This window comes from Bacillota bacterium (assembly GCA_013178415.1).
Classification (GTDB): Bacteria; Bacillota; SHA-98; order Ch115; family Ch115; genus Ch115.
The window spans coordinates 1-22,316 of the sequence record JABLXA010000032.1; the positions used below are offsets into that span (position 1 = coordinate 1).

At 49.8% G+C, this 22,316-nt stretch carries 20 protein-coding genes and 1 tRNA gene; 12 read left to right on the forward strand and 9 right to left on the reverse strand.

The features are described from left to right. Positions 1–204: 204 nt before the first annotated feature. From HPY52_15785 to HPY52_15800, 4 genes are all read left to right on the forward strand, one after another. Positions 205–522, forward strand: coding sequence for a hypothetical protein (locus HPY52_15785; protein ID NPV81695.1), 318 nt, complete (start codon positions 205–207; stop codon positions 520–522). A gap of 61 nt (positions 523–583) precedes the next feature. Next, positions 584–1,675, forward strand: a complete 1,092-nt coding sequence (locus HPY52_15790) for a hypothetical protein (GenBank protein ID NPV81696.1) — start codon at positions 584–586, stop codon at positions 1,673–1,675. After that, the gene (locus HPY52_15795) at positions 1,672–2,379 is read left to right on the forward strand and encodes a phosphatidylserine decarboxylase (GenBank protein NPV81697.1); all 708 of its coding nucleotides are present in this window, start codon (positions 1,672–1,674) and stop codon (positions 2,377–2,379) included. The genes HPY52_15790 and HPY52_15795 overlap by 4 nt, the downstream gene beginning before the upstream one ends. A gap of 81 nt (positions 2,380–2,460) precedes the next feature. Next, a complete protein-coding gene (locus tag HPY52_15800) occupies positions 2,461–3,039 on the forward strand; it encodes a DedA family protein (protein ID NPV81698.1) in 579 nt (192 codons plus the stop codon). A 615-nt stretch (positions 3,040–3,654) separates the two neighbouring features. On the opposite strand, the gene cas2 is transcribed toward HPY52_15800, so the two are convergent. From cas2 to HPY52_15845, 9 genes are all read right to left on the reverse strand, one after another. Then, on the reverse strand, positions 3,655–3,918 hold the full coding sequence (gene cas2, locus HPY52_15805) for a CRISPR-associated endonuclease Cas2 (GenBank protein NPV81699.1): 264 nt from the start codon (positions 3,916–3,918) through the stop codon (positions 3,655–3,657). Between the two features lie 263 nt (positions 3,919–4,181). Continuing rightward, positions 4,182–5,174, reverse strand: coding sequence for a type I-B CRISPR-associated endonuclease Cas1 (cas1b, locus tag HPY52_15810; GenBank protein NPV81700.1), 993 nt, complete (start codon positions 5,172–5,174; stop codon positions 4,182–4,184). 120 nt (positions 5,175–5,294) lie between these two features. Next, entirely contained in the window at positions 5,295–5,801 is a 507-nt protein-coding gene (cas4, locus tag HPY52_15815; protein NPV81701.1) for a CRISPR-associated protein Cas4, read from the reverse strand. Positions 5,802–5,833: 32 nt separating this feature from the next. Beyond that, complete coding sequence (locus HPY52_15820) at positions 5,834–8,230, reverse strand: CRISPR-associated endonuclease Cas3'' (GenBank protein NPV81702.1); 2,397 nt, start codon at positions 8,228–8,230, stop codon at positions 5,834–5,836. Next, positions 8,218–8,922, reverse strand: coding sequence for a CRISPR-associated protein Cas5 (cas5, locus tag HPY52_15825; GenBank protein ID NPV81703.1), 705 nt, complete (start codon positions 8,920–8,922; stop codon positions 8,218–8,220). The genes HPY52_15820 and cas5 overlap by 13 nt, the downstream gene beginning before the upstream one ends. A 39-nt stretch (positions 8,923–8,961) precedes the next feature. Next, positions 8,962–9,930, reverse strand: coding sequence for a type I CRISPR-associated protein Cas7 (locus tag HPY52_15830; GenBank protein NPV81704.1), 969 nt, complete (start codon positions 9,928–9,930; stop codon positions 8,962–8,964). 17 nt (positions 9,931–9,947) lie between these two features. Then, the gene (locus HPY52_15835) at positions 9,948–12,092 is read right to left on the reverse strand and encodes a hypothetical protein (GenBank protein NPV81705.1); all 2,145 of its coding nucleotides are present in this window, start codon (positions 12,090–12,092) and stop codon (positions 9,948–9,950) included. Positions 12,093–12,183: 91 nt separating this feature from the next. Beyond that, entirely contained in the window at positions 12,184–12,918 is a 735-nt protein-coding gene (gene cas6, locus HPY52_15840) for a CRISPR-associated endoribonuclease Cas6 (protein ID NPV81706.1), read from the reverse strand. A 96-nt stretch (positions 12,919–13,014) separates the two neighbouring features. After that, positions 13,015–14,358: a beta-glucosidase gene (locus tag HPY52_15845; GenBank protein ID NPV81707.1), complete on the reverse strand. Its 1,344-nt coding sequence runs from the start codon at positions 14,356–14,358 to the stop codon at positions 13,015–13,017. A gap of 683 nt (positions 14,359–15,041) precedes the next feature. Between HPY52_15845 and HPY52_15850 the strand changes: the two genes are divergently transcribed. The 8 genes from HPY52_15850 to HPY52_15885 form a co-directional block, all read left to right on the forward strand. Beyond that, a complete protein-coding gene (locus HPY52_15850) occupies positions 15,042–15,239 on the forward strand; it encodes a zinc ribbon domain-containing protein (protein NPV81708.1) in 198 nt (65 codons plus the stop codon). A 128-nt stretch (positions 15,240–15,367) separates the two neighbouring features. Next, positions 15,368–15,464 (forward strand) — tRNA-Sec (locus HPY52_15855). Positions 15,465–15,577: 113 nt separating this feature from the next. Further along, complete coding sequence (gene selD / locus HPY52_15860; GenBank protein NPV81709.1) at positions 15,578–16,654, forward strand: selenide, water dikinase SelD; 1,077 nt, start codon at positions 15,578–15,580, stop codon at positions 16,652–16,654. A 14-nt stretch (positions 16,655–16,668) separates the two neighbouring features. Continuing rightward, positions 16,669–18,195: an L-seryl-tRNA(Sec) selenium transferase gene (locus tag HPY52_15865; GenBank protein ID NPV81710.1), complete on the forward strand. Its 1,527-nt coding sequence runs from the start codon at positions 16,669–16,671 to the stop codon at positions 18,193–18,195. Further along, positions 18,192–20,132 (forward strand): selenocysteine-specific translation elongation factor, encoded by a 1,941-nt coding sequence (gene selB, locus HPY52_15870; protein NPV81711.1) that lies wholly within the window; start codon positions 18,192–18,194, stop codon positions 20,130–20,132. The genes HPY52_15865 and selB overlap by 4 nt, the downstream gene beginning before the upstream one ends. 111 nt (positions 20,133–20,243) lie before the next feature. Next, complete coding sequence (locus HPY52_15875) at positions 20,244–20,399, forward strand: hypothetical protein (GenBank protein NPV81712.1); 156 nt, start codon at positions 20,244–20,246, stop codon at positions 20,397–20,399. 18 nt (positions 20,400–20,417) lie between these two features. Beyond that, a complete protein-coding gene (locus HPY52_15880) occupies positions 20,418–20,591 on the forward strand; it encodes an iron-sulfur cluster assembly accessory protein (GenBank protein NPV81713.1) in 174 nt (57 codons plus the stop codon). Positions 20,592–20,827: 236 nt separating this feature from the next. Further along, the coding region (locus tag HPY52_15885) for a hypothetical protein (GenBank protein ID NPV81714.1) at positions 20,828–22,316 on the forward strand (1,489 nt) is incomplete at its 3' end.

Here is a 22,316-nt window from a genome sequence, read left to right on the forward strand (position 1 = left end):
AATTGAATCTTTGCAGTTTTGTCCATCAGCTTTGGGGACCTCCTGTCTTTGTGGGGTTTCGTTAATGTTATACCAGGAGGCTCCCCTTTTATCAATTCTTATCCGATTTCATTACAGGACTGCTCTGATGGCGCCGCGGCAGCAGCATGGGGGTCTACCCCGAAAAGTGCACGCTGCGGTTTTCTGCGATCTGACAGCGCTGCCATGGCGGCACGGGCGTCTACTTTGGTGGGCTTTGAAAATCACTCAGGTAGGACATATTTAGGCGCCGGAGTAACCCCTCTTGGAAAAGTGCTCGTCGGGAAAGGCAACAATGGCGAGGATGGCACAGAGGGCTGTGTGTATAAAAACGCCTTTGGCACATATCTTCACGGCCCGCTTTTGCCGAAGAACCCGCATTTTGCCGATTATATCATCCGGAAAGCCCTAAACAGAAAATACGGTGAGGTTGAATTATCCAAGCTGGATGACAAACTGGAGTCAAATGCCCATCGTGCTGCTGTTCTGCGAGCCCGATCATGATTATCCGGGGCATAAGGCTTTATAGCTGGCATCAGGTATGGATGGCATTCAAACCAAGAACATGAGCGCTGAACATCTACTCTTTGGCCTTGAGGAAGAGGTCTTCGTCACAGAACCTTTATTACCTTCCCTCGCGTCTCTCAATTATCTTGCGAGGCTCATGTGGCGTAACCCCTCATATTATTATACCCATTCAGCCTCAAATTTCGCCCGGGGCAAGGATCTGCACCAGGCTGTAATGAGCGGAATCGAGGTGTCTACGGGAATACATTCATCCATTGATTCACTTATCGAGGATCTTTCAATGAGGAGAAAAGAGCTTGCGTCAGTATGTGACGGGCTGATCCTTCCAATTGGTCACCTTTTCGACCTTGAAGCCCCCACCAACACATGCGGTCTCCACATCCACGTGGGACCAGTGCCAGAGCAGGACATCGAGCAAGCATATTCAAACCTTGCCCATTTCCTGCCGCTCCTTGCGCTTCTCACAGTGAATTCTCCCATTGCAGGGGGAAGATATTTCGGTCAATCCTTCCGAATCGCAAAATCATATGCTATCGGCCCGCTCAGAAAGGACGACAAGAAATACAGGTTTCAAGATATGATTGTATCAAAACGCCTGGGAACCATTGAACTCAGGATCTTCGATCCAGTCTGGGATCTCGGAAGAGTCCGGGCGCTTCTCCGGTGCATAGAGGCCATTCTGAAAATCAACCGTCGCTTTGCCTGGGATGAGGATTCCTACAAGCGTTACAGGGAGGCTATCATGAAAAAGGGCTATGGCGCAAGTAGCATCGCGAGCCCGGGCAATAGTCCTGGGATGAAAGATTCTGCCGCACTGTACATTCCGTATTCTGAGCTTCGCGAATTATGCGATGTGGACGAGACGCTCTTTCAACATACGGCCTCAGATGAACTCTATAATTGCTGGAAGAAGCATGGTACACTCAGAACATACATCATTCTTGATAATGCATATAGGAATGGCATCTTTGATCCGGAGATGAAGATCAAGCCGGAAATAGAATGCAGGCTATCGAGGCTTCAAAGTCGCGGCGCCGGCGAGAGAATCCTCCGGGCCATCTCCGGCCTTATGTTCTATTACGCCATCAAGCTCCCATATATCATCATGAAAGGTCTGAAAGAACAATGAAGACATTACTCGCCGCAATACTTGTTATCATCGTGCTCCTGGTTGCGGGAGTTGTGTGGTTCTTGAGGCGCGTTTGGTTTTACCGCGATCCTGTCAGAATCCCGCCTGATGATAAAGACGCGATACTTGCCCCGGCAGATGGGAAACTGATTTATGCCCGCAGATTCAGCGATGGCGAAGTTTATTCAGAGAAACTCGGCCAAAAGATCCCTGTGACTGAGATCTCGAAAACAGACTTTGGTATGGGCGAATCTGGCTGGGTAATTGGAGTGTATATGACCCCACTGGATGTTCATTTCAATTACGCTCCTGTATCGGGCACAGTGTACCGGATAGTCCACACTCAGGCGACTGTTAACCTGCCCATGCTAGATATGTGGGAATATGTAAAAATCACCTATCTTCGAAGAGCCATCGACCTTTTCGGCCGCAAATATCATCTATCGAATGAGCGTAATACCATTTTCATCGACAGCGGTAGGCTCAAGATGGCTGTGGTAGAGATAGCGGACAAATTCGTCAATAAAATCAAGTGTTTCGTGACCGAGGGGGAGAGAGTCAAGGCCGGACAAAAGCTCTCGTTTATAGAAAGAGGTTCCCAGGTAGATCTGGTAATTCCTGGAGACAATATCAAGATCGTAGCTAGAGTTGGGGAACAGGTATATGGCGGGAAGACTATAATTGCGCGTATAACCTCCGGTTGAGGCGGGCATGTGACATATGCGCGGAATCCGCCTCGGGATAGCCCAATTCAAGAGGGACGTAATTGATTCCTTCCACGGAAGGTGCAGATCTTGCAACAGGTGATGTCTCTCCTTCATCATTACAGTTATTTGATCATCTTTGCCGTCCTGGCGCTGGAAGGAACGGGCATGCCGGGAATTCCTTTGGAGATCGTGTTTCTCGGCGCAGGTTACTTCATCCAGGAAGGTCGCATGAGCTTTGCCTTAGCAGTGGCATCCGCAGCCCTGGGGAATGTCACCGGCAACCTCATAGGCTATTTTGTTGGCGTCGTCGGTCGAAACCTGATAAGCATCCGGAAAGACGAGGTCCAGGAGCCAAGGCAGGAATACAGTCGCAGGCGCAGTTTCCGATTGCTCCATCCCAGAAATCTTGCTGCGGTCGAAAAGCGGTTTGAAAAATATGGAGCATTTACGGTCTTCATCGGTCGCTGGTTTGGCCCGATTCGCACCCCCGCCATCCTAGCGTCGGGCCTCATGGGTCTAGATATACGAAAATACCTGGCTGCCTCTCTGCTTGCAGCCTCAACATGGTGCTTTGTATGGCAACTGGCGGCGTGGAAGCTTGGTGCCGAGGCTCTCAGATTTCTAAGACCCCTCGCATATTTCCGACTGAGGCGGTAAGAAACGGTTGGCATTGGCATCCGTCCATCATCAATACGCATCAGATTAATATGAACATATTAATGCGAACATATGGTTGCCAGTAGCGCCTATATACGGGCGTATAAAGTTTAAGTGAAGAAGGGTAAGGCATGGGAGGCATGATCTTCCTCGCGGTGTGGGAGTTACCTTCGAAATGGGACAAAAAAATAATCCAGGAATATGCTCGGAAACCCTACCAAAGAAGCTATATCCCACAATATGTTGGGGCAACTCCTAAGCGTAGCCACAACATATAGAGGCCGTCAGAGTTTTCGAGCAATCTTCTAGCGATAAGCTCTTCATCAGAATACCCTGCCAGCGGATGCGACTCATGGCTAGACAGAGAGTATCCAGCGGGCGATATTGGTTTCATGCTCATAGGCAACCAGACGCAAAGTAGCGTGTTCTCTAAATTTCGGACCTGATTGTCTATGGATTGCCAAATCCAGAATTGAAAGATAATCCAGCTATCCCCTCATGCGGTTGCCGAGCGCGCCGTGCAGGATCGGCTCATATTTTCAAATTTGAGCTTTGTCATCTATAAAACTCGGTCTGAAAAAGGGAATTTGCCACAAATCCGACCAAGAACTACATTTAGAGCATGTTTACCTCTCCTCCCTTACACAGACCGATAATCTCACGGGATGAATATCTGGTCGTCCTCAGCTTGTATATAATCACCGAATCCTCGTCCTTGTCTATGATTCTCCCTAGTTCCATCTTCAGTTTCTTAAGAGTTGCATCGGTGATTTCGCCTTCGAAAACCGAGTTTTGAACCCAATAAAGATATTCACGGGTTTTTTTGAGAACCTTTGCCACGCGCTTTTCATTAACATCATAGACAAGAATGACGAACATTCGCTGTTCACCCCCCTCAATTGGATAGACCGCACCTGGGGATAACCGAATCTAGACCTGGCCCAAGCATAGAACCCATTCAGGGCACTGGTAGCGGCGGATCAGCGTACCCCCGAGGCTCGGGCTTAGTTATCTGCGGCCCCAAATGACATTCAGCGGACAGCGTCAGGGGTACGGCGTTAATGATCCATCGGCATTGGCAATTCAAGAAAGGCCATAGACACCGGGCGATGGAATAGACCAAACCCCGGCGCAATCATAACCTACCATTGAATCACGAAAGGCTCATATTCCTTTTCGCCCATGATATGTTTTTCAATTTTGTATAACTCTAGCCGTATTATTCTTCTATATGAGACCTCACGGCCAATGGCCCTATGCTTCAACGTAGTCTCCAATTTCCTCTCTATCTCGGCAATCAGGGCTTTCCTGCCATTCTCCTTCAATAAGATACCCTCTGTCCCACTCTCAAAGTCATCTTTTGTGATGGCCTTTCGATCAATCACGGTGAAAATAGCACGATCTATTATGATAGGTTTGAAGATCTCAGCTACATCAAGGTTGAGTGTGAGCCTCCGAAAATTAGTCGCATGCAAGTAGCCAATGCGAGGATCGAGATGGGTCCGATATATCTCGGATAAAACTGTCGTATACATGATTGAGTTGCCAAAGCTTATCAAGGTATTCATGAAGTTCCTGGGCGGGCGGCGGCTTCTCTCTTCGAAGACAAAGTCGGGATTTGCAATAATGACATCAAAAGCTTGGTAATATATCTGGCGTATATTTGCCTCGGCGGCCATCAATTCAGCCACATCGCGACAGGAATCTAGTGACGCCAAGAGTTCTTCGATTTTCGAAATACTGCCTCCCAAATCGCGGCCACGATTATCATAGTATTTCAAGACCTGTCTTATGTTCTTCACAGCGCCTTCTACAAAGGATCTGGCTAGACTCAAGCGCTTTCCTGGGTCGAGGTAATGCTCCGCTTGCTTCAGAATGATAAACCCCGAGTTTAGATGCTCACGAGGATAGAATGTTCCCATATAATAGCCATAATAATTGAAGTAGTGGATGAGTATTTCCTTCTGTGACGCAAATTCCAGAAACTTCTTGTTGAAGTCGACCTCCCCGAAGATCATGATCTCTCCTATATCCTCAACAGGTATGAATCTCTGGCCCTCTTCTGATTCATAATAGAGAGTGTTCCCCTTTCGTTTAAGCTCGCCATTGGAAAAGATGTAGATGCTCTTCTTCACGGTCTTTCGACGCAGATCTTCCCGTCACATTAAAACCGCGCCGTCTCCTCCAATCCATCGGATTATGAAACTATAGCATCAGATCACCGGTCGACCTAATCCTCGAATCATCATAGCCAGCTAGGACCAACAAAACTCCGCATAACCGCAGGGTTTACAAAAACTCGTCTTCTTTGGAGGAGGGGGAGAGGTTTGGTATAGGATCTTGAGTATCTCAGCTCTGGCATGCTCGAGTTCGGAAATGGCAACAGCGTCAAGACTTACCTTTTCCCTGCGTTTCTCCTGGGGAAATCGCAATTCTCCCTCAGCATCAATGCCGAGTCTTCGTAATTCGTCAATATAGAATAGAAGCTGCATCTTCGCGCTCTTCTCGAACCTTGAACTCTTTTTAATCTCTCCAACCACTATTTGTCCCCCCTTGAGCTTTACGAGATCCAGCTTCATATGACCTATACTAAGTTCCTTCCTGTCCCTCTCATAGGCAAAATCATGTATAAACCTTCCGAGATCTATGCTGGGGTGGTCCTCGTCTGGTGTAATGTGCCTTCCCATGAGCCAGACTTGCCGCTGGCAGATATAGTAGTACCAAATGAGAGTGCCGGTGATATAAACTTCTTCCTCTGGCATAGCGACACCACCAATGGAATTGCTTATGGACCTTACAAGAAATCAAGCATAATCTCATTCTCATCTTGACGGCCTAAGAGGTGTGCAAGGCCGGTATCCTCTGAATATAGATTTTTATCAATGATCCGTCCGATGCTTACATCTTCCTCTCTCTGGACGATCCCGCGCGCGCTTTTTTCATCTAGCGACACAATAAAATGTTGAAGTAAGGCCATAAACCGTTTGCGTTGCGCAAAATCTAACTTTGCGCGAAATCTGCGATCAAGATAAAGCTCGTAGAGCTCTTCGCACCCATGGGGAGCATATTGATATAGCAGATCGACCAATCTCGGCGATAGATATTCCTCCCCGTAAGGGACGAAAAGGTCGACATGAGGATATTCAGGCCCAAAAGGCTGGCGTCCTTCTATGGCTGACCAGGTACCGCACGCTGCCTCTACCAGAGCATCCAAAAGTGCGGTATTGGTATTACGCGACAATAGCCGTCGATAGTATTCGTCGACTATGCCCCTTGTTTCGGGTTCAGTCCATTCGGTATGGGCATCAATGCATAAATCAGTCTCCTCTCGGGCAATCCTATCGCGATACACGAATTGCCTGGTGTCCTTCTCCCCGGATTGAAGGAATTGAAATATTTTGACATATGCGATTTCCCCTTCCGCATGTCTATTGCCGCGTCCAGCTGCCTGGGCGATAGAGGGTATAACGGGACGAGCCCTCAATATCGTGCGAAAGCTCAAATCAACACCGCATTCAAGGACTTGTGTGGAGACTGTTATGACCCGCGCACTAGATTTGATTTGCTCAGAGATCTCTGTTATCCGCCGCGATTTGTGAAGAGGGGTCATGCAGCCCGATATATTGTAGCATTTCATATCACTGGGAACTCTTCCCCGAATAAGGCTGTAGACGTTAGCAGAATCCTTGATAGTGTTGAGAATAACGGCTACTGAACCTGCCTTCTTGGCTTCCTCCACTGCTAACTCCGCGATGCCCTCTTCATCAAGATAGCCATCAATCACCAAGACTTTGTAGCGCTCAGGAGCTTTGATCATAGGGGCAAGGGGTACTGCTTCTCGGTCAAGCCCAAATTCAAGTGGAGGCAGAGTAGCCGTTGAAAAGAGAACTTGCATACCGCATTGATTACTGGCGGCCTCAAGCATTTTGAGGAAAAGGTTCCAGACTGCCCCATCTATGATTTGTGGCTCGTCAATAATAACAAACGCTCCATCCAGCCCCTTTAAGCGCAGCGTTTGCTGTGCACGGGAAGGAAACAAGGCACGAAATAACTGATTGAAAGTCGTAGTCACCACAGGAGCTTGCCAAGACTCCAACACAAGAGAGTCAATGGATTCATCGTAGAGGGCGGAAAGATGATGATGCTGCAATACATCGAGCCCTGTTGCCGCGTTAATTTCCTTAGTTGCCTGTGACAATATCGCAAGATATGGGGCTACATATATGATCCTGTGACACCTTCCTGATGCGCAGGCAGTCAAGGCCACACGCATACTTGATAATGTTTTGCCAAGACCTGTCGGTAGCAACAGTGTATAGAATCCTTCGTCAGGATCTTCCTGGTAACGCCGGACACACTCCCTCTGCAGCCTCTGTCTCAATTCACAAATATCCAGCGCACCTTTCCCCAGCCTCTCAATAGCCAACTTTCTTGATTCGCAGTATTCCTGAAGGCGGGAGAGCGCCTTTGCTGCCGAGGCACAGTCCAAAACATCCGGAGTTAGACTAGATGCATGGTATCTATCAGCAGCGATAAGTCCGGCCGTCCGCGTCCGGATACATCTCTCCGCAGCTGCTGTAAACCTACCGTTCTGCGAGTCAATCATCCTCTGAACATAACCATGTGCCTTTGCTACCCATCTTCCCCAGGTATCCTCAAACTCAGCGAGCCAGAAGGTTATCTCCCCTAAATCAGACATTATCTCTGAAAAATACTGATTTATAAATTCAGCCATGCCTCTTAAGTCACATTCCAGAAAATGTTCTGGGTCAAGGGTATCTTCCCAAGGAGGCTCAACATCAAAATCGCTTAGAGGCCCGTGATGATCGTATATATCATAGGCCAGGGAGATGGTGAGAGAATGCAAGTCCCTCAGCTCATTGCGTGTCACATGCCAGGCATCTAGCAATTTGCAGGCGCAATAAACGAAGAGAGCAGATCCAAGGGGTGAATGGTTTACCGATTTTACTCCTCGTTCACCCACATGCCTTATGTAGTACTGCCAAGGTTCGCGGGCCTTGCCGGCATCGTGAAGAAGGCCTGCCAAAAACCGTAGACGAGAAGGGGGATCACCCCGAGGATCCCCCCAGCTCTCTGCTACTGCCAACAGGTGATCTGAGAGAAGGTGTTGGGTCAAATCAGTGCCAGGCGGCCTAGCTATACATTGATAAAATGGGACTACCACAGGCAAATCACCTCATCTCCTGATATGTGCAAAAAGCGATATGGAGGGGCATCGAGACTCGGCGTTCTTACTGGTTCAAATTTGATTAGCCCCCCATGCACCTCATACAGAAGATTTATCGTCCCACTAAATGTCCGGTTCCCAAGATGTTGATATTGCATCCCCCCAACACGTCCATATTGGCTTCCTGACTGCGGATCTAGCTGCTTTACGGAGTGAGAAGGTAAAACAGTGCGAGTAGACATTTGCGCTGGGTATGGCGTAGTGATCTCCTCGGCCTCAATAGTTTCAAGGTACCGGGGAAATGTGAGGCAATAGGCGCTGCCAAGATAGGTATGGTAGTGGCTGCAAGAGTTGCCTATCATGTCCTTGAGATCATTGAAATGCTCGCCTGCATAATAGACCCTATATCTCGGATTAACAACAAGTTCTATGGAGGTTGGGCGGTTGAAGCTCCCCCCACCCCCTACCCACCCTTTACCTAGCATGGATACCTCCTGCGCCACGGTATGAACGGGAGACATAAGCTGAATACCAATCCAATTTTCGCCGGTAAGCTGTTCAACCCCTAAAACCGATCCTAAGAGCCCCCATAAAACCGTCCTCGGAATAAAAGGATATGTTGCATGAGTGACTGTTGTATCAGGCCTTCTGAAGTGCGCCAGTGAACCCTTCAGTTCAAAGACAAGTATTCTCAAGCCACTTCTCACCTCCTGAAGAGGCGGTTATATGAGAGGCTACCACTCTTCACATTGGGTACCTGGGATATCTCCTGTCATTTCCAGATTGGCATTTTTCCAATAACGCACTCGTGCCAATTTCCCACTATTTTGAGCATTCGCAAGCAGGACGCCAAGTCCAGATACGTCAAGGGTTACATCTTGAACGGATGTCGGCGGAGTCCCACCGAGCCAGGCCTCCCGTCCCGGTTCAAGACGTATATGGTCTTCAAGATAACCGATGCGGAAGAAAGGATCTGAATATTCGACATGTACCAGGAGGAGAGGCTGCTGGATTCCGCGCCCCCTGGCCTGCCTATGCTGAGTGCCGCGCCACAGCCCCTCAAGTAAAAGGTCAATATCTGTATCATCGACTTTCGTATCGGATGCAATCGGACCATTGATCACACCAGGCATGGCAAATACGACGAAAGGAAGTATATAGGTAGTCCAGATGGTCCCTTGCTGGCGACCTTGTTCCTCGCCCTTTTCATTAGGTTTAATATCTTCACTGGGCATTACGACAGTTCCCTGCACATATTTGGTTTCCACTGGGTGAAGCGAGTGCGCCCAACCAAATTGAACAGGCCCAGTCTGGTGAAAGCTCTCCTTTTGGACGCTATAGACTGCGCCAAAAATGCGCATGTCATAGGCGTATTGAAGTAGAGTTTCACGGCTTGCGGATTTACCTGCTAGCCCCGCTCTCTCCATGATCTTCTTTGCAAGACTTTCGCGTCCGAGAAGTTTGCCTTCGTCTGTCCTTTCCTCGCGGCAAAAGATGAAAAATCGCTTGTTGGGTCCCCCGTCTGGATACTTCGCCAGGACATAATCCCGTACATCCCTCTTAATACTAACATCAGAAAGAGAAATCCTCCCATCTTCCTCTCCGAAGATCCTCCTGGCATCGCTCTCGTTCAACGGATCACGGTTCGGTATTCCATCTTTTACACTTTTTACAAATAAGATCTCCCCGCTATGTACGGCCATTTGCAACCTTCCTCCTCTCATTCTTGCGCCATCTCAGTCGACGGCACCCTATCGCTTCTTGCTAGAGCATAGCCCGACCAAAACGCCGCCATGAAAGCATCCTTCTGCTTTCTGGCGTCTTCCCGCCATCTGCTATATTGAGCCAGAACAATTCCCACACGCTGTCTAAAATCATCCGTCATGTGAATATCAATCCGTCTCGCATATTCCTCTAGCATAGCGAGGCCTCTCTTCCAGAGAACATCTGGAGTCAAACTGGTACCAAATGTCATCACGCGTTGCTTAAGGAAGTCTTTCCCGCGCTCGCCACTCTTTGTAGCCTGCCAGTATTGCCGGGAGAAAAGCCTTATTAAATGGCCGAATGCAAATCCCAATTCCTCAACGTCCTGAAATACCATTTCTGCTGGAGGTTGCTTCACCAGCATCTCTTCTAGCTCCTTCCAGTCCCTCACTTTAACACCACCCCCACTTTCCCCAACTTCATCTATGATATCTTCGTAATATAATCTCAGGAATTCCTTAAAGGTAAGGTAGAAGGTTACTTCACTACACATATCCCAATGGCTGTCTCCATCAGGGAGTCTGTGCGCTATCTCTGCCATCCGCAAGGCGCTACTTGCGATAAATCGCTCAGAGGATATAGGCCTTCTGTGCATCAAATCAGACAGGGTATTCCACAGGTAAGCGGCGCCAAAGGCCGTTGCTAGAAGATACGGTATCGATGTGAACCTTCGCTTTATGCCGGCCTCTTGTCCTTCAGAGATGTCTGTGTAGATCCATTTAGAAACGTCTAGGGCATATTTCCCAAGGGACCTGGAGAGTTTGATGAGTCTAGTCACCGTTGAGGGGACAACATCCTCTATTGTTGCCCTGATATGAATATCCCCCTTGTTGGGATTACCAGAGTAATAAATAACAGCCAATCGATAATCGTCGCGTCCCAGTTCTTCAGGAAGAATCCTCTCGAAACCCATTACCTCTTTGAGGTGGGTATCTAGCTTGTCCGACCGTCGCGAAGGAGAGAGCATCCAGTTGATCCCGTCAACAAACTCCCTCCTTGCCTCATCATCGAAAATCACGCTATCTAGAAGGGGAAGAGCATAAGCGCATCCATAGATGGCATCTGCCCTGCCTGCCCGAGCGTATTCTTTGCCTTGAGGGCTTGAGACCGGTGAAAAGAGCTCCTTAGTAAGCCAGGTCTCAATAGGAGAAGAAAGTTTCATGAAGATGTTTGCTCCATATGAAAGCGCGCCATAGCATTCCGGGCAGAGCGCAATGCCGTTGACCATATCCTCATCACGCCAGGTAACTGGCTGAGGACAGCTCCATGTTGGGAGAAACCAAGGCCATGCTTTATTGTAAGCTGAGACCACATGCCCGTGGTTATCACAGAAAAAGCACCGGGCATCCTCATCCAGCCGCTCTCCCCCGATTCCCCCTTCCTCCATCTTAGCTTCCCAGATAAGGTTAAGAATCTTGTCTAATCTGGCTACGATTTGTTTACCTGGATTGAGGATACTTATCCCGATATGGGCGAAACGGGAATTTCCTCGTACGACTTGATCGCTCAGGCCATATGGGCCTTCAGCGGAGATGATAGCCAAAACTAGTAGCCCGCCGCTCTTCTCCCTTTCATCTGGCGGAGCCAGCCTTATAGCCTTCTGGGTCTCTTCCGCAATAACATGCACCATTTGTTTGGGAAGATCAAGAGCAATTGTTCTGCTCAACCGGCCGCGAAGGAAAAACTCTATTCTCGTGACGTCATTGGAAAATATACTCAGATCCGCGTAATATATCGGATAGACCGCAACTGGGTATCGACCCTGTGAAGCTCTGCGATTACCGCCTTTTGCGAGGATAAACGGCACTCCTGATGCCCTGTCCAGATCCGGCACGAATACCTTTCTCTTGGATTTGCCTCCAATATCCTGATAGTCCCCAAATTGTTGAGCAGGCAAGGCCGCCACTCGGAAACCCGCAGAGGGAAGAGTATCTCCTCCGCCTGAACCGGGATCACCGGATATCTCCACGACGTAGACCCTTGAAAGAAAATTCTGGTCATTATCTGATAAGATATCAGTTACCTGCCGTATTACCTCACCGGGCGGAAGCCCACCCTCGATCATGGGCCTACCGAGTCTTATCAGTTCTTCTATGAGCACCCTATCACCCCCGGTCTCAGAAATGTATGGATGGTCCATAAAAAATCCGTTTCATCACAAGCCCACGCATTTTGCGCGTAGGGCAACCATCCTATTCCAGCTCTATGCACCCAAATCCCTGGCTGCCCTTGCTCCCGAGCCCTGCGTCGACGGCGGTCTGCAACAATGCGGAAGGGCCGGAAATTTCGAGGCGGCAAGAATAACCTTTGATTATGGTCCCATGATATGACAGCAAATTCATGCGTGGTTGCCTGAGTGTGCGTATAACCAATGTTTCAGGTGGAGCGTCGGATCTATAGACCAACTCATACTTCTTCCGGAGATTGTTGGATACCAGGTCGGCGAATTCTGCCTCACCAGGCTGAAAATAACATGTGTACTTCCGCCCATCCGCCCTATACATAGTGCTATATGCCACAATTGGAGATAGTGTATGTGCCCTTATCCTGTCTTGTTGGACAACGGGCTCACCCACCTCAACCCCTTCTACGTCGACTACGCGGGTCCCTAGCCTTACATGCCCATCCTTTATCATGCGCGTGAGGATTGAGGCGCAAAAAACCTTAATTGGCGAGGATATCACAAGCCTTATGGAATCCACGAACTGGATCTTGCCCACTTGACTATCCACCCTATAATTCCCCATAAGCCTTGAATAAGTGAAAAGCTTAAAGGACCTTTTCTCGTGGACAAAACCCATATCATGTATGAAGTCACCAATCTCCTCGTCAAGACTGGTATATATGGCCCCTTGGACAAGCTCATTGTAATGAATGGGCAATGTCAAAGGCTCACCTTTGACGCGAAGCGAAACTATAAGTCTCATCTCCCACCCTCTATTCCCACCAACATTAAAGCAACCAAGGCGCCTCTCAAGGCGCCTCTACTGATTGACTTTCATGAAGGCATCCCTTAGCGCCAATCACACCCCGTTCTCCTCAATAACACCCCTGTACCACAAGGCGCTCTTTTTGGGTATTCGCCTTTGCGTTGGATAATCGATATACACGATGCCAAATCTCTTGGAATATCCGTAGGCCCATTCAAAGTTGTCCATCAAGGACCAGGCGAAATACCCTGCGACTTTGACCCCGTCGCGAATTGCCTCATGAAGCTTGATAAAATGTTGCTTGAAATAATCGATACGCTGGTTGTCTTCTACCTCACCGGATTCATTCACTGTATCCTTGAAAGCCGCGCCATTCTCAGTGATATAGATGAGTGGCCCCCCGTATTCTTTGTGAATCCGGGTCAAGAGGTCGTAAAGCCCCTGAGGATAGATCTCCCAGCCCATCTCCGTCATATTTGTCTTCGGCTCCACCTGCGAAGCCATTAAAGGTCTATTGGCCTCTGATGCTTGGACCACCGTCCTTGTGTAATAGTTTACTCCCAGGAAATCTATAGGTGCAGCGATGACATCAAAATCATGGCTATCGATCTGTGGTAAATAACCAGCCCCCCCGAATACTTCCATTAGATCTTCGGGGTACCTTCCCTTAAAAATGGGATCCAAAAACCACCGATTGGAGAAGCCGTCATACCGGCGTGCCGCCTCTTTATCCGCTTCACTGCTGGATGCAGGGTAGACAGGGGTCAGATTTAAAGTGATACCTATCTTCGAATCTCCAAGCTTGAGGTCCCTAAAGATCTTAACAGCCTTACCATGTGACAGGAGGAGGTTATGCGCCGCCTTGACAGCGAGCGACAGATCTCTTATGCCAGGTGCATGGACTCCGATGCCGTATCCTAACACGGATACTACCCATGGCTCATTATGGGTTATCCACAAAGCCACACTATCCCCGAGCTTCTCGAACATATATGCAGCATAATCAGCATAGTATTCGGCGGTATCTCTCTGAGGCCACCCGCCTTTATCCTGCAATGCCTGGGGCAAATCCCAGTGGTAGAGAGTGGCAACCGGCTTAATGCCAGCATTCAAAAGGGCATCGACCAGCGATCGGTAAAAGTCTAGCCCTTTCTGATTAGGTCTCCCTCCCCCCGATGGGAAGATCCTGGGCCAGGAGATCGAAAACCTATAAGCCTTCAAACCAAGGTTACGCATAAGCTTCACATCATCCCGATAACGATGGTAATGATCGCACGCCACATCCCCGGTATCACCATTCAAGACTTTCCCAGGCGTGTGACTGAACCTATCCCATATAGACTCCCCTTTGCCATCCTCATCGAATGCTCCTTCCACCTGGTACGAAGCCGTAGCTGCTCCCCACAGAAATTCCTTTGGAAATAGGCGCTCCGCCATAGGTGACCTCCCCTTCCCTTATTGATTTACCGCCAGTCCCGCCCCTGTAGCCTCTCAAGGCCCGACCCTCTGGGCGGCCCAGGCATATATTCCAGACCACAGCCATCAATCTCAGATTTCGCTAGCTAATCCTGAAATCCTTCATTATTTATACATATGTCCATTTTGGAAAAGGCAACCGTCGCCATTTTCATTCCTCGTTGGCGGCAGTAGCTGACCGCCGGGGTGGACCACCCTAGAAACACGCCGTCGCCATTTTTGGCCTTCTGATAGCGCTAATGCAGTAGCATGGCTGTCTATCAAATGGGCACGCTTTCCCGATACCTGTATCAGGCGGTCGGCATATATGTGTTGACGCCATTTGAGATGGACTATATAATAGGATACCGTAGGGGGTATCCTCCACAACCCATATCAGATTAATCAAGTCCTGTTTCTGATGGATCTTTCTGATGGGCCTATAGATGGCTAAGTGCAAATTTAGAAATATGAACTGACCGTATGCGACGCGCCTGGTAACCGCGCCGGGAATGAGAAAATGTTCCAGGCCTGGGCGAGATTGATATGAGGTAACATAACCAGGTTATCTTTCAACTCTGAACTTGGCAATCTATATGGCATTCGCCCGATTGACCGGCGGGTTGGCCGTAGCGCTGTGGCGTAGATCAGGGGAGGTGAAGACAATGCCAATGTACGACATGCGCTGCAAGGATTGCGGCGAGAAGTTCGAGCTCTTCTGTTCATGGGAGAAGATGAAAGAATCGAAATGCCCTAAATGCGGCTCGAGCAATATCTCACAATCCTATACGGGGGTCGCTGTTCTCAAGGGTTCGGGAGGGAGTACCTCGTCCCCGCGAGCCACATCACGCAAATTTGGCTGAGCATCCTGTTAGTTTGCGAAGGGCAGGTTGCCCTTCCAGGAGTCGTGGCATAATAAGATCAAGAAAATGGGCCCCAATATATTGGACATGGCGCCTGTGCTTTTCCATGGCTATGATATAATAACAATGGGGGTAGATGGGCCCTGGTGGGTCTCCTGGGCTTCAAACCCAGTGTCGGGCGGAGTTACCGGCCGGGGTGGGTTCGATTCCCACATACTCCCGCCATTTTGTATACGGGCCTACTCAGATATGATGCCCAAAATACTCAAAGCGAGGCGCATATTCTCAAGTTATCCCATGTATACCGCCATATCATGTGGAAGGAGGTGAGCTCCGTCATGGCTGATTCCACGAATTTGCGTCTTACTCATCTTTCCTCGAAATCTGGTTGAGCAAGCAAACTGGGTCCTGGGGACCTGGCGCAAGTTTTGCGCCACATAAAGCAAGATGATTCTCGTTCTGATGGGGCTATTGATCCCAATCTGCTCGTAGGCTTTGAGACATCGGATGATGCAGGGATTTACAGATTATCTCCTGAATTAGCCATTGTGCAGACAGTGGATTTCTTTACGCCTATCGTAGATGATCCATATGCATTTGGGCAGATAGCGGCTGCAAACGCGCTCAGCGATATTTACGCCATGGGGGGCAAACCTCTTACCGCTATGAATATTGCTTGTTTCCCCTGTTCCCTCGGAATGGATGTTCTTGCTCGCATTCTCGAGGGAGGCAGGGACAAACTGTCGGAAGCCAGAGTTGCCCTCATCGGCGGTCATACCGTTACCGACAACGAGCCAAAGTACGGGCTGGCTGTAACAGGAACCATCGATCCATCAAAGATCGTAACCAATTCGTCGTCGAAACCAGGCGACCGCCTGATCCTGACAAAGCCGCTGGGCATGGGCATTCTCACCACCGCGTTCAAATTTGATAAAATCACAGAAGAGGAATTGCTGCCGGCCATTGAGACAATGTCCCGTCTGAACAAGGCTGCTTCAGAAGCCATGGTGGCAGTCGGGGTGAACGCTTGCACGGACGTCACTGGTTTCGGGCTTTTGGGGCACGCATGCGAAATGGCGCAGGCGAGCGGTGTGAGCTTCGTCATAAGAGCTGAAGAGGTCCCGATCTTGCCCCTTGTAGAAGGGCTTGCAGCGAGGGATATCCTGCCCGGCGGGGCAAGACAGAATGGAGCCTACTTCGGAGAGTGGGTAAGGCCGGAGGGCGAGGTTCCTGAGCATCTGGCGGCTGTATTCTTTGACCCTCAAACCTCGGGCGGGCTCCTTATCTCGGTGGCTCAAGATAAGACAGAGCAACTGCTCTCCCGTTTGCGTGCCGCCGGGGTCCACGAAGCTGCAGTCATAGGGGAGGTTCTTGAACAGGAGGAGGAGCGCCCATCGATACTGGTGGTACCATAAGACTTGATGACAAGATATCTCAATCTTCAGGGGACGAGCATGCTCGTTCCCTTCTCTCGCGTATTCCCCCGGTCGGCGCTATTCTTGAAGACCCATCTATCAAGAAGGTATCAGGCAATTTCAGCCATCAGGACCTCATCGCGTATATCCGGACCCTGCTAGATGACCTTCGCGCGAAGATCCTGCAGGATCAAGTCGCGGCAGGAATGACGAGGGAGGAAATGATTGAAGACATAGTCGTTCGCCTGCAAGCTGCGCTTGAGCGACATTCCATCCACAGACTTGGCCGCGTGATCAATGCCACAGGAATAGTGCTGCATACAAACCTCGGAAGGGCTCCCCTCCCCGAGCGCGCCATCAAGGCTGTCGAGGAAGCGGCACGGGGGTATTCTAACCTGGAATTCGACCTGGAATCCGGGGGCCGCGGTTCCAGGTATCAGAGAATTCGTTCACTCATAACGTCCCTGACGGGGGCCGAGTCCTCGCTGGTTGTCAACAATAACGCGGCAGCTGTATTCCTTTCCATAAATACATTGGCGGCAGGCAAAGAAGTAATAGTGTCCCGCGGCCAGCAAGTGGAGATCGGGGGAAGTTTTCGTATCCCAGACGTAATAAGGTCAAGCGGAGCCAGGATGGTGGAGGTAGGAACTACCAATAAAACGCGTCTTCAGGATTATGAATCAGCGATCACAGAAAATACCGCCATCCTGCTCAAGGTTCACACGAGCAACTTCAAATTGATCGGATTCACAAGCGAGGTTCCGCTCAAGGATATGGTGGAATTGGCCCGGCAGCGCGGCCTCATCGCTATGGAAGACCTCGGAAGTGGCACCCTGCTGGACCTCGCATCCCTGGGCCTCCCTTACGAGCCCACTGTTAGGGATAGTCTGAAGGCCGGTGTAGACATCGTAACTTTCAGCGGGGATAAGCTGCTCGGCGGTCCACAGGCAGGCATCATCATCGGCAGAAAAGACTTGGTGGATCGAATCGCGAGGAATCCACTAATGAGAGCGCTGAGGGTAGACAAGATGACCCTGGCGGCTCTCGAAGAGGTGCTGAGGATATACCATGGCAGAGAAGAAGACATCATTTCCGAGATCCCTGCTCTGCGGTTTCTGTCGCGAAGCCCGGAAGATCTCGAATTAGAGGCCCAGGGCCTTGCGAGGCGCATTTCCCAGATATTGAAAGAAGATTGGATCGTTCAGATAGTGGATGATCCATGTGAAGCAGGAGGTGGATCGCTCCCCGGAGCACAGCTGCCAGGGAAGGCTGTTGCCATTGCGCGGCATGGTCCCAGCTCTTCACCAACAAAAAATCCAGAGGCGAATCTATCCAAAGACCCAGGGGCGAACCTATCCAGAGACCGAGGTGCGGACCTATCCGTCGAAGACCTCCATGCAATGCTCCGTCTGTCATCGCCTCCTGTGATTTCCCGGCTTCATGGAGGCCAGCTTCTTCTCAATGTGAGGACACTATTTCCGGAAGATCCTCAGGATATAGTGACGGCATTGTCCCGCATCGTTGGGGGCGATAAGGATTGAAGCATATAGTCATTGGAACAGCCGGGCATGTGGATCATGGCAAGACCAGCCTCACACGGGCCCTCACAGGCATAGACACTGATAGACTCGAGGAAGAAAAAAGGCGGGGGATGACAATCGATCTTGGATTTGCTCCTCTTCGCCTTCCAAGCGGGATGACAGTCTCAATAATTGATGTGCCAGGCCACGAGCGCTTCGTGAAGAACATGGTAGCCGGGGCCACCACCATCGATATGGCTCTCTTGGTGATCTCAGCAGACGAGGGAATCATGGAGCAAACGAGAGAACATGTGGAAATCCTTTCTCTTCTCGGAATTAATGCAGGAATTGTGGCGGTAACAAAAGTGGATCTGGTAGATGAAGGGTTTTTGATGTTGGTGTTGGAAGATGTAGAAAGCTATCTAAAAACTACTCCTTTCGCAGGCGCGAAGGTTATACCAGTATCCACGGTCACGGGAGAAGGCATAGATGATCTTGTTTCAGAGATCGACCGGTTGGCAATGGCTCTGTCTGAACAGGAATCTTCTACATTTTTCCGGCTCCCCGTAGATCGCGTATTCACGGTCGTAGGGCATGGCACCGTCATTACTGGGACGGTCATAGGGGGAGAAATCCACGAGGGAGAAATGGTAGAACTGGTCCCACAGAAGAAGGTCGCCAGAATCCGGGGGATTCAAGTCCATGATCAAAAGGTCGATCACGCGTCGGCGGGGGATCGCGCGGCGCTCAACCTTTCCGGAATCGACAAAAACGACATCAATCGTGGAGATGTAGCGGTGAGGCCAGGCACACTTCCGGCATCATCGATAGCTGATGCATGGCTCACGGCACTAAGTGGCCAACAGGATATATCACACGGCCAACGGGTGCGCGTCCATATAGGAACCGCAGAGGTGATGGCCAGGCTTCGCGTAATAGGCGCAGAGAGCATAGAGGCCGGTTTTGGGCGCTATGTCCAGATAAGATTTGAGGCTCCTGTGGCCATTGCCAGGGGAGACAGATTCATAGTGCGTTCCTACTCGCCCATACGGACCATCGGCGGCGGAAGAATCCTCATGCACAATGTCCGTGGCCGGTCGCGCTTTGCTGAAAAGGAGCTCGATGAATTGGCTATAGAGGATAAAGGATCTGACGAAGATCTAGTAGGACTTCTTGTTGCTGAAAGGCCCTGTTCAATAAAGGATCTGGCAACCAGGCTCACGATGCCTCCTGAACGTGTGGGCGAACTTGCGAGAAAGATGGCGCCGGAGAGGGTAAGAATCTTGCCGAGAATCGATACTTCACCCCAGGTGGAAAGAGATGCGCTCCCCCCGGATACCAGGATCGTTTCTACCGCGGTCTGCGATTCTCTCCTCCGGCAGATTATGGCGATGCTCAAGATTTACTATAAGAAATTCCCATATCGTGTAGGAATGCCGAAAGACGACATCCGACCGGACCTAGCTCCTGATTGGGAAGATTCCGACTTTGACACCCTCCTCAATCTGTTTATCTCTGATGGCATCCTCGCGAAAAAAGGGAACCTGATATCGGACCCAGGAATGGACAGAGAAGATGCTATCCTGAAAAGGCCTGAAGTTTCGACCATGGAGGAGATCTATCGAAAGGAAGGGCTCAATACAAAGAAACCGACCGAAGTCATCTTGAATCTATCAATGGATTCCGATCAGGCTCTGGAGATCCTGAGATTTCTCGTGGAAACAGGCAGGCTCATCAAAATTTCCGAGGATGTGGTTCTTCACCAGACCGTGGTTGAGGACGCAAAAAGCGCGCTAATGGAAAAACTAAAGGATGGTGGGGAGCTCACCGCCGGGCAGGCTAAGAACGTACTAGGGACCAACAGAAGGATCATCATACCTCTTCTTGAATACTTCGATAGGCTTGGAATCACAAAACGTATTGGAGATGTTCGCCGCCTGGCTGACCGGAATACCTAAACTCGAACTCGTCCTCTTGACATAATGAGCTGTCGGAAGAGATAATACCCGTAGGGGGTATAGAGCTCCAAAAGATATTGCATTGAAAGTGAGGTGTCATGCCGCTTCTTCATGATCCGGCTGCCGCCCGATCATGAAGCGCCCTACAACGGCAGCAGAATGATCAATGTCACAGATAAGGCTCTTGAGGCTTTAAAGAATGAATTCTCAAAGAAAACCAATGGCAAGAATTATGTGGTCAGGCTCTACATCGCAGGGATGGGTTGAGGGGGTCCACGCTACGCACTGACTCTGGATGAGTCAGCGAAACCGGATGATATCGCCTATGAGCATAGTGGAGTCAAATTCGTGATGGACCCGCGCTCTGCGCGCTATTTGGAAAATGCAACCGTTGACTATCGCTCAGGATGGTTCGGCGGCGGATTTGTCATAAAAGGCCCGAACACTTCGACCTGTTAGCCTGTCAGCAGGTAGTTTGTTGTAGCTATGGCAGTGATAGTGGATATGTCTTCAGCCGATGGCCAGCATGATCCTGGATATGCTCGATGCCGTTAAGGTGCAAAAGGTGAGAGAGAAGGGAAAATTGGATTGTCTGGATTCACCAGGCATTCTCGTGTCCTGTGCTGCGTCGGAGAGATACCGCAATTGCCATCTGGAGGCGATTACCTCTCAAGCTGGTAGAGGAGGATGAGATCATGATCAAGCCCCAGGTGTTGCCAGTTGAGGAAATGGTCTCAGAAGAAGAATTTACCGATCGAGTGGAGATACTTAGGGAATTGGAGGACTGGTACCGCAACATAAAGCGCAGGATCTCCAGCAGCTTGGCCATTATCTCCCCGCGCCGTATGGGCAAAACTGCTGTGCTGGACAGGCTGGTCAATACGGTCTTTTTCAAGGATTACGATGTTGCTCCCTTCTATTTCAAGATGAAACGGGAAGAAACCACGCTGCGGAGGTTTCTCCTAGAATACTACACAACGTTTTTCAGACAATACATAGCATACATATTGAAAGATCCCGCGCTGTATGGGGATTGGGGAATAAACCTGAGGGACCTGCTTGACCTGAAAACAAGCAATGAAAAGGTGCAATATGTCCAAAGAAGACATCTAGCCAGGTTCGTTGAAAGGTATGAGCGGAACGGCTGGCAGGATGCCCGCAATCACTGGGAAGACATGATCGCCACCCCCGAGTTTCTTGGAGTGATGCTCGGAGTCCATGTGGCCATTATCATCGACGAGTTCCAGGACATGAAGTCCTACATTTACGACATTGATGTTATACCAGAGGATCCTACAAGGAAGCCTATGGCTACCGACCTCACTGCTACATACGACCGCCAGTCCCAAAGCAGGCGCGCTCCCATGCTAGTCTCAGGTTCTGCTGTGACCATGATTTTCCGCACAGTCATGGGAGGTCCCCTTGGTGGACGATTCGGTTTCAAGTATCTCAAGCCTATGTCAATCGAGGACGGCGCCACCTTAATTAAGAAACTCCTCAGGATGCGCGGTTCCGATATCACAGATGGGTTGGCCATATACCTGAGTTCCCAGGTGAATGGCCACCCATACTACGTCTACTGCTGCGCCGAGTCCGATTGTCCGAATAAGGACTTCACCACAAGGGAAGGTATCGACAGGATCATCGAATATGAGGTCACAAGGGGCAAGATCTTTGGCTTCTGGGAGATCCACTTTGCAGAGAATCGAAGGTACATAAACCAGGACAATAACATAGAGCTGGGGAAGAAGATTATCTACTACTTCACCAAGTACAACAACGCTCCTGTGGATATAGAAGAGATAGCAAGCAAACTCAAGGTGAGCAGGTATGCGGTGGAGGAGAAGATAGAGAAGCTCTACCAGGCAGATCTGGTGTACCGGAGTGATTTTAAGTATTACACCTTCAATGACATCATGCTCATGCGCTATATTCAGCACCGGTATGAGAATGAGGTGAAGGATGTTGAGAAGGTCGACCTTCAGCAGCAAGGGCAATTCAACTATGTTAAAGGCAAGTTTCTCGAGATGGTGGTCCAAAACATAATGTCCAGGTTTAACAACGAGGAGCTGGATGTGAGACTCTTTGGCCGTCCCGGAGAGGTGATCAAAGCTCCTCTCTTCAGGGCACGTGGGGACATGGTTGTGAAGCTGCCCAACTCTGGGGAATACCAAGTTGATGCAT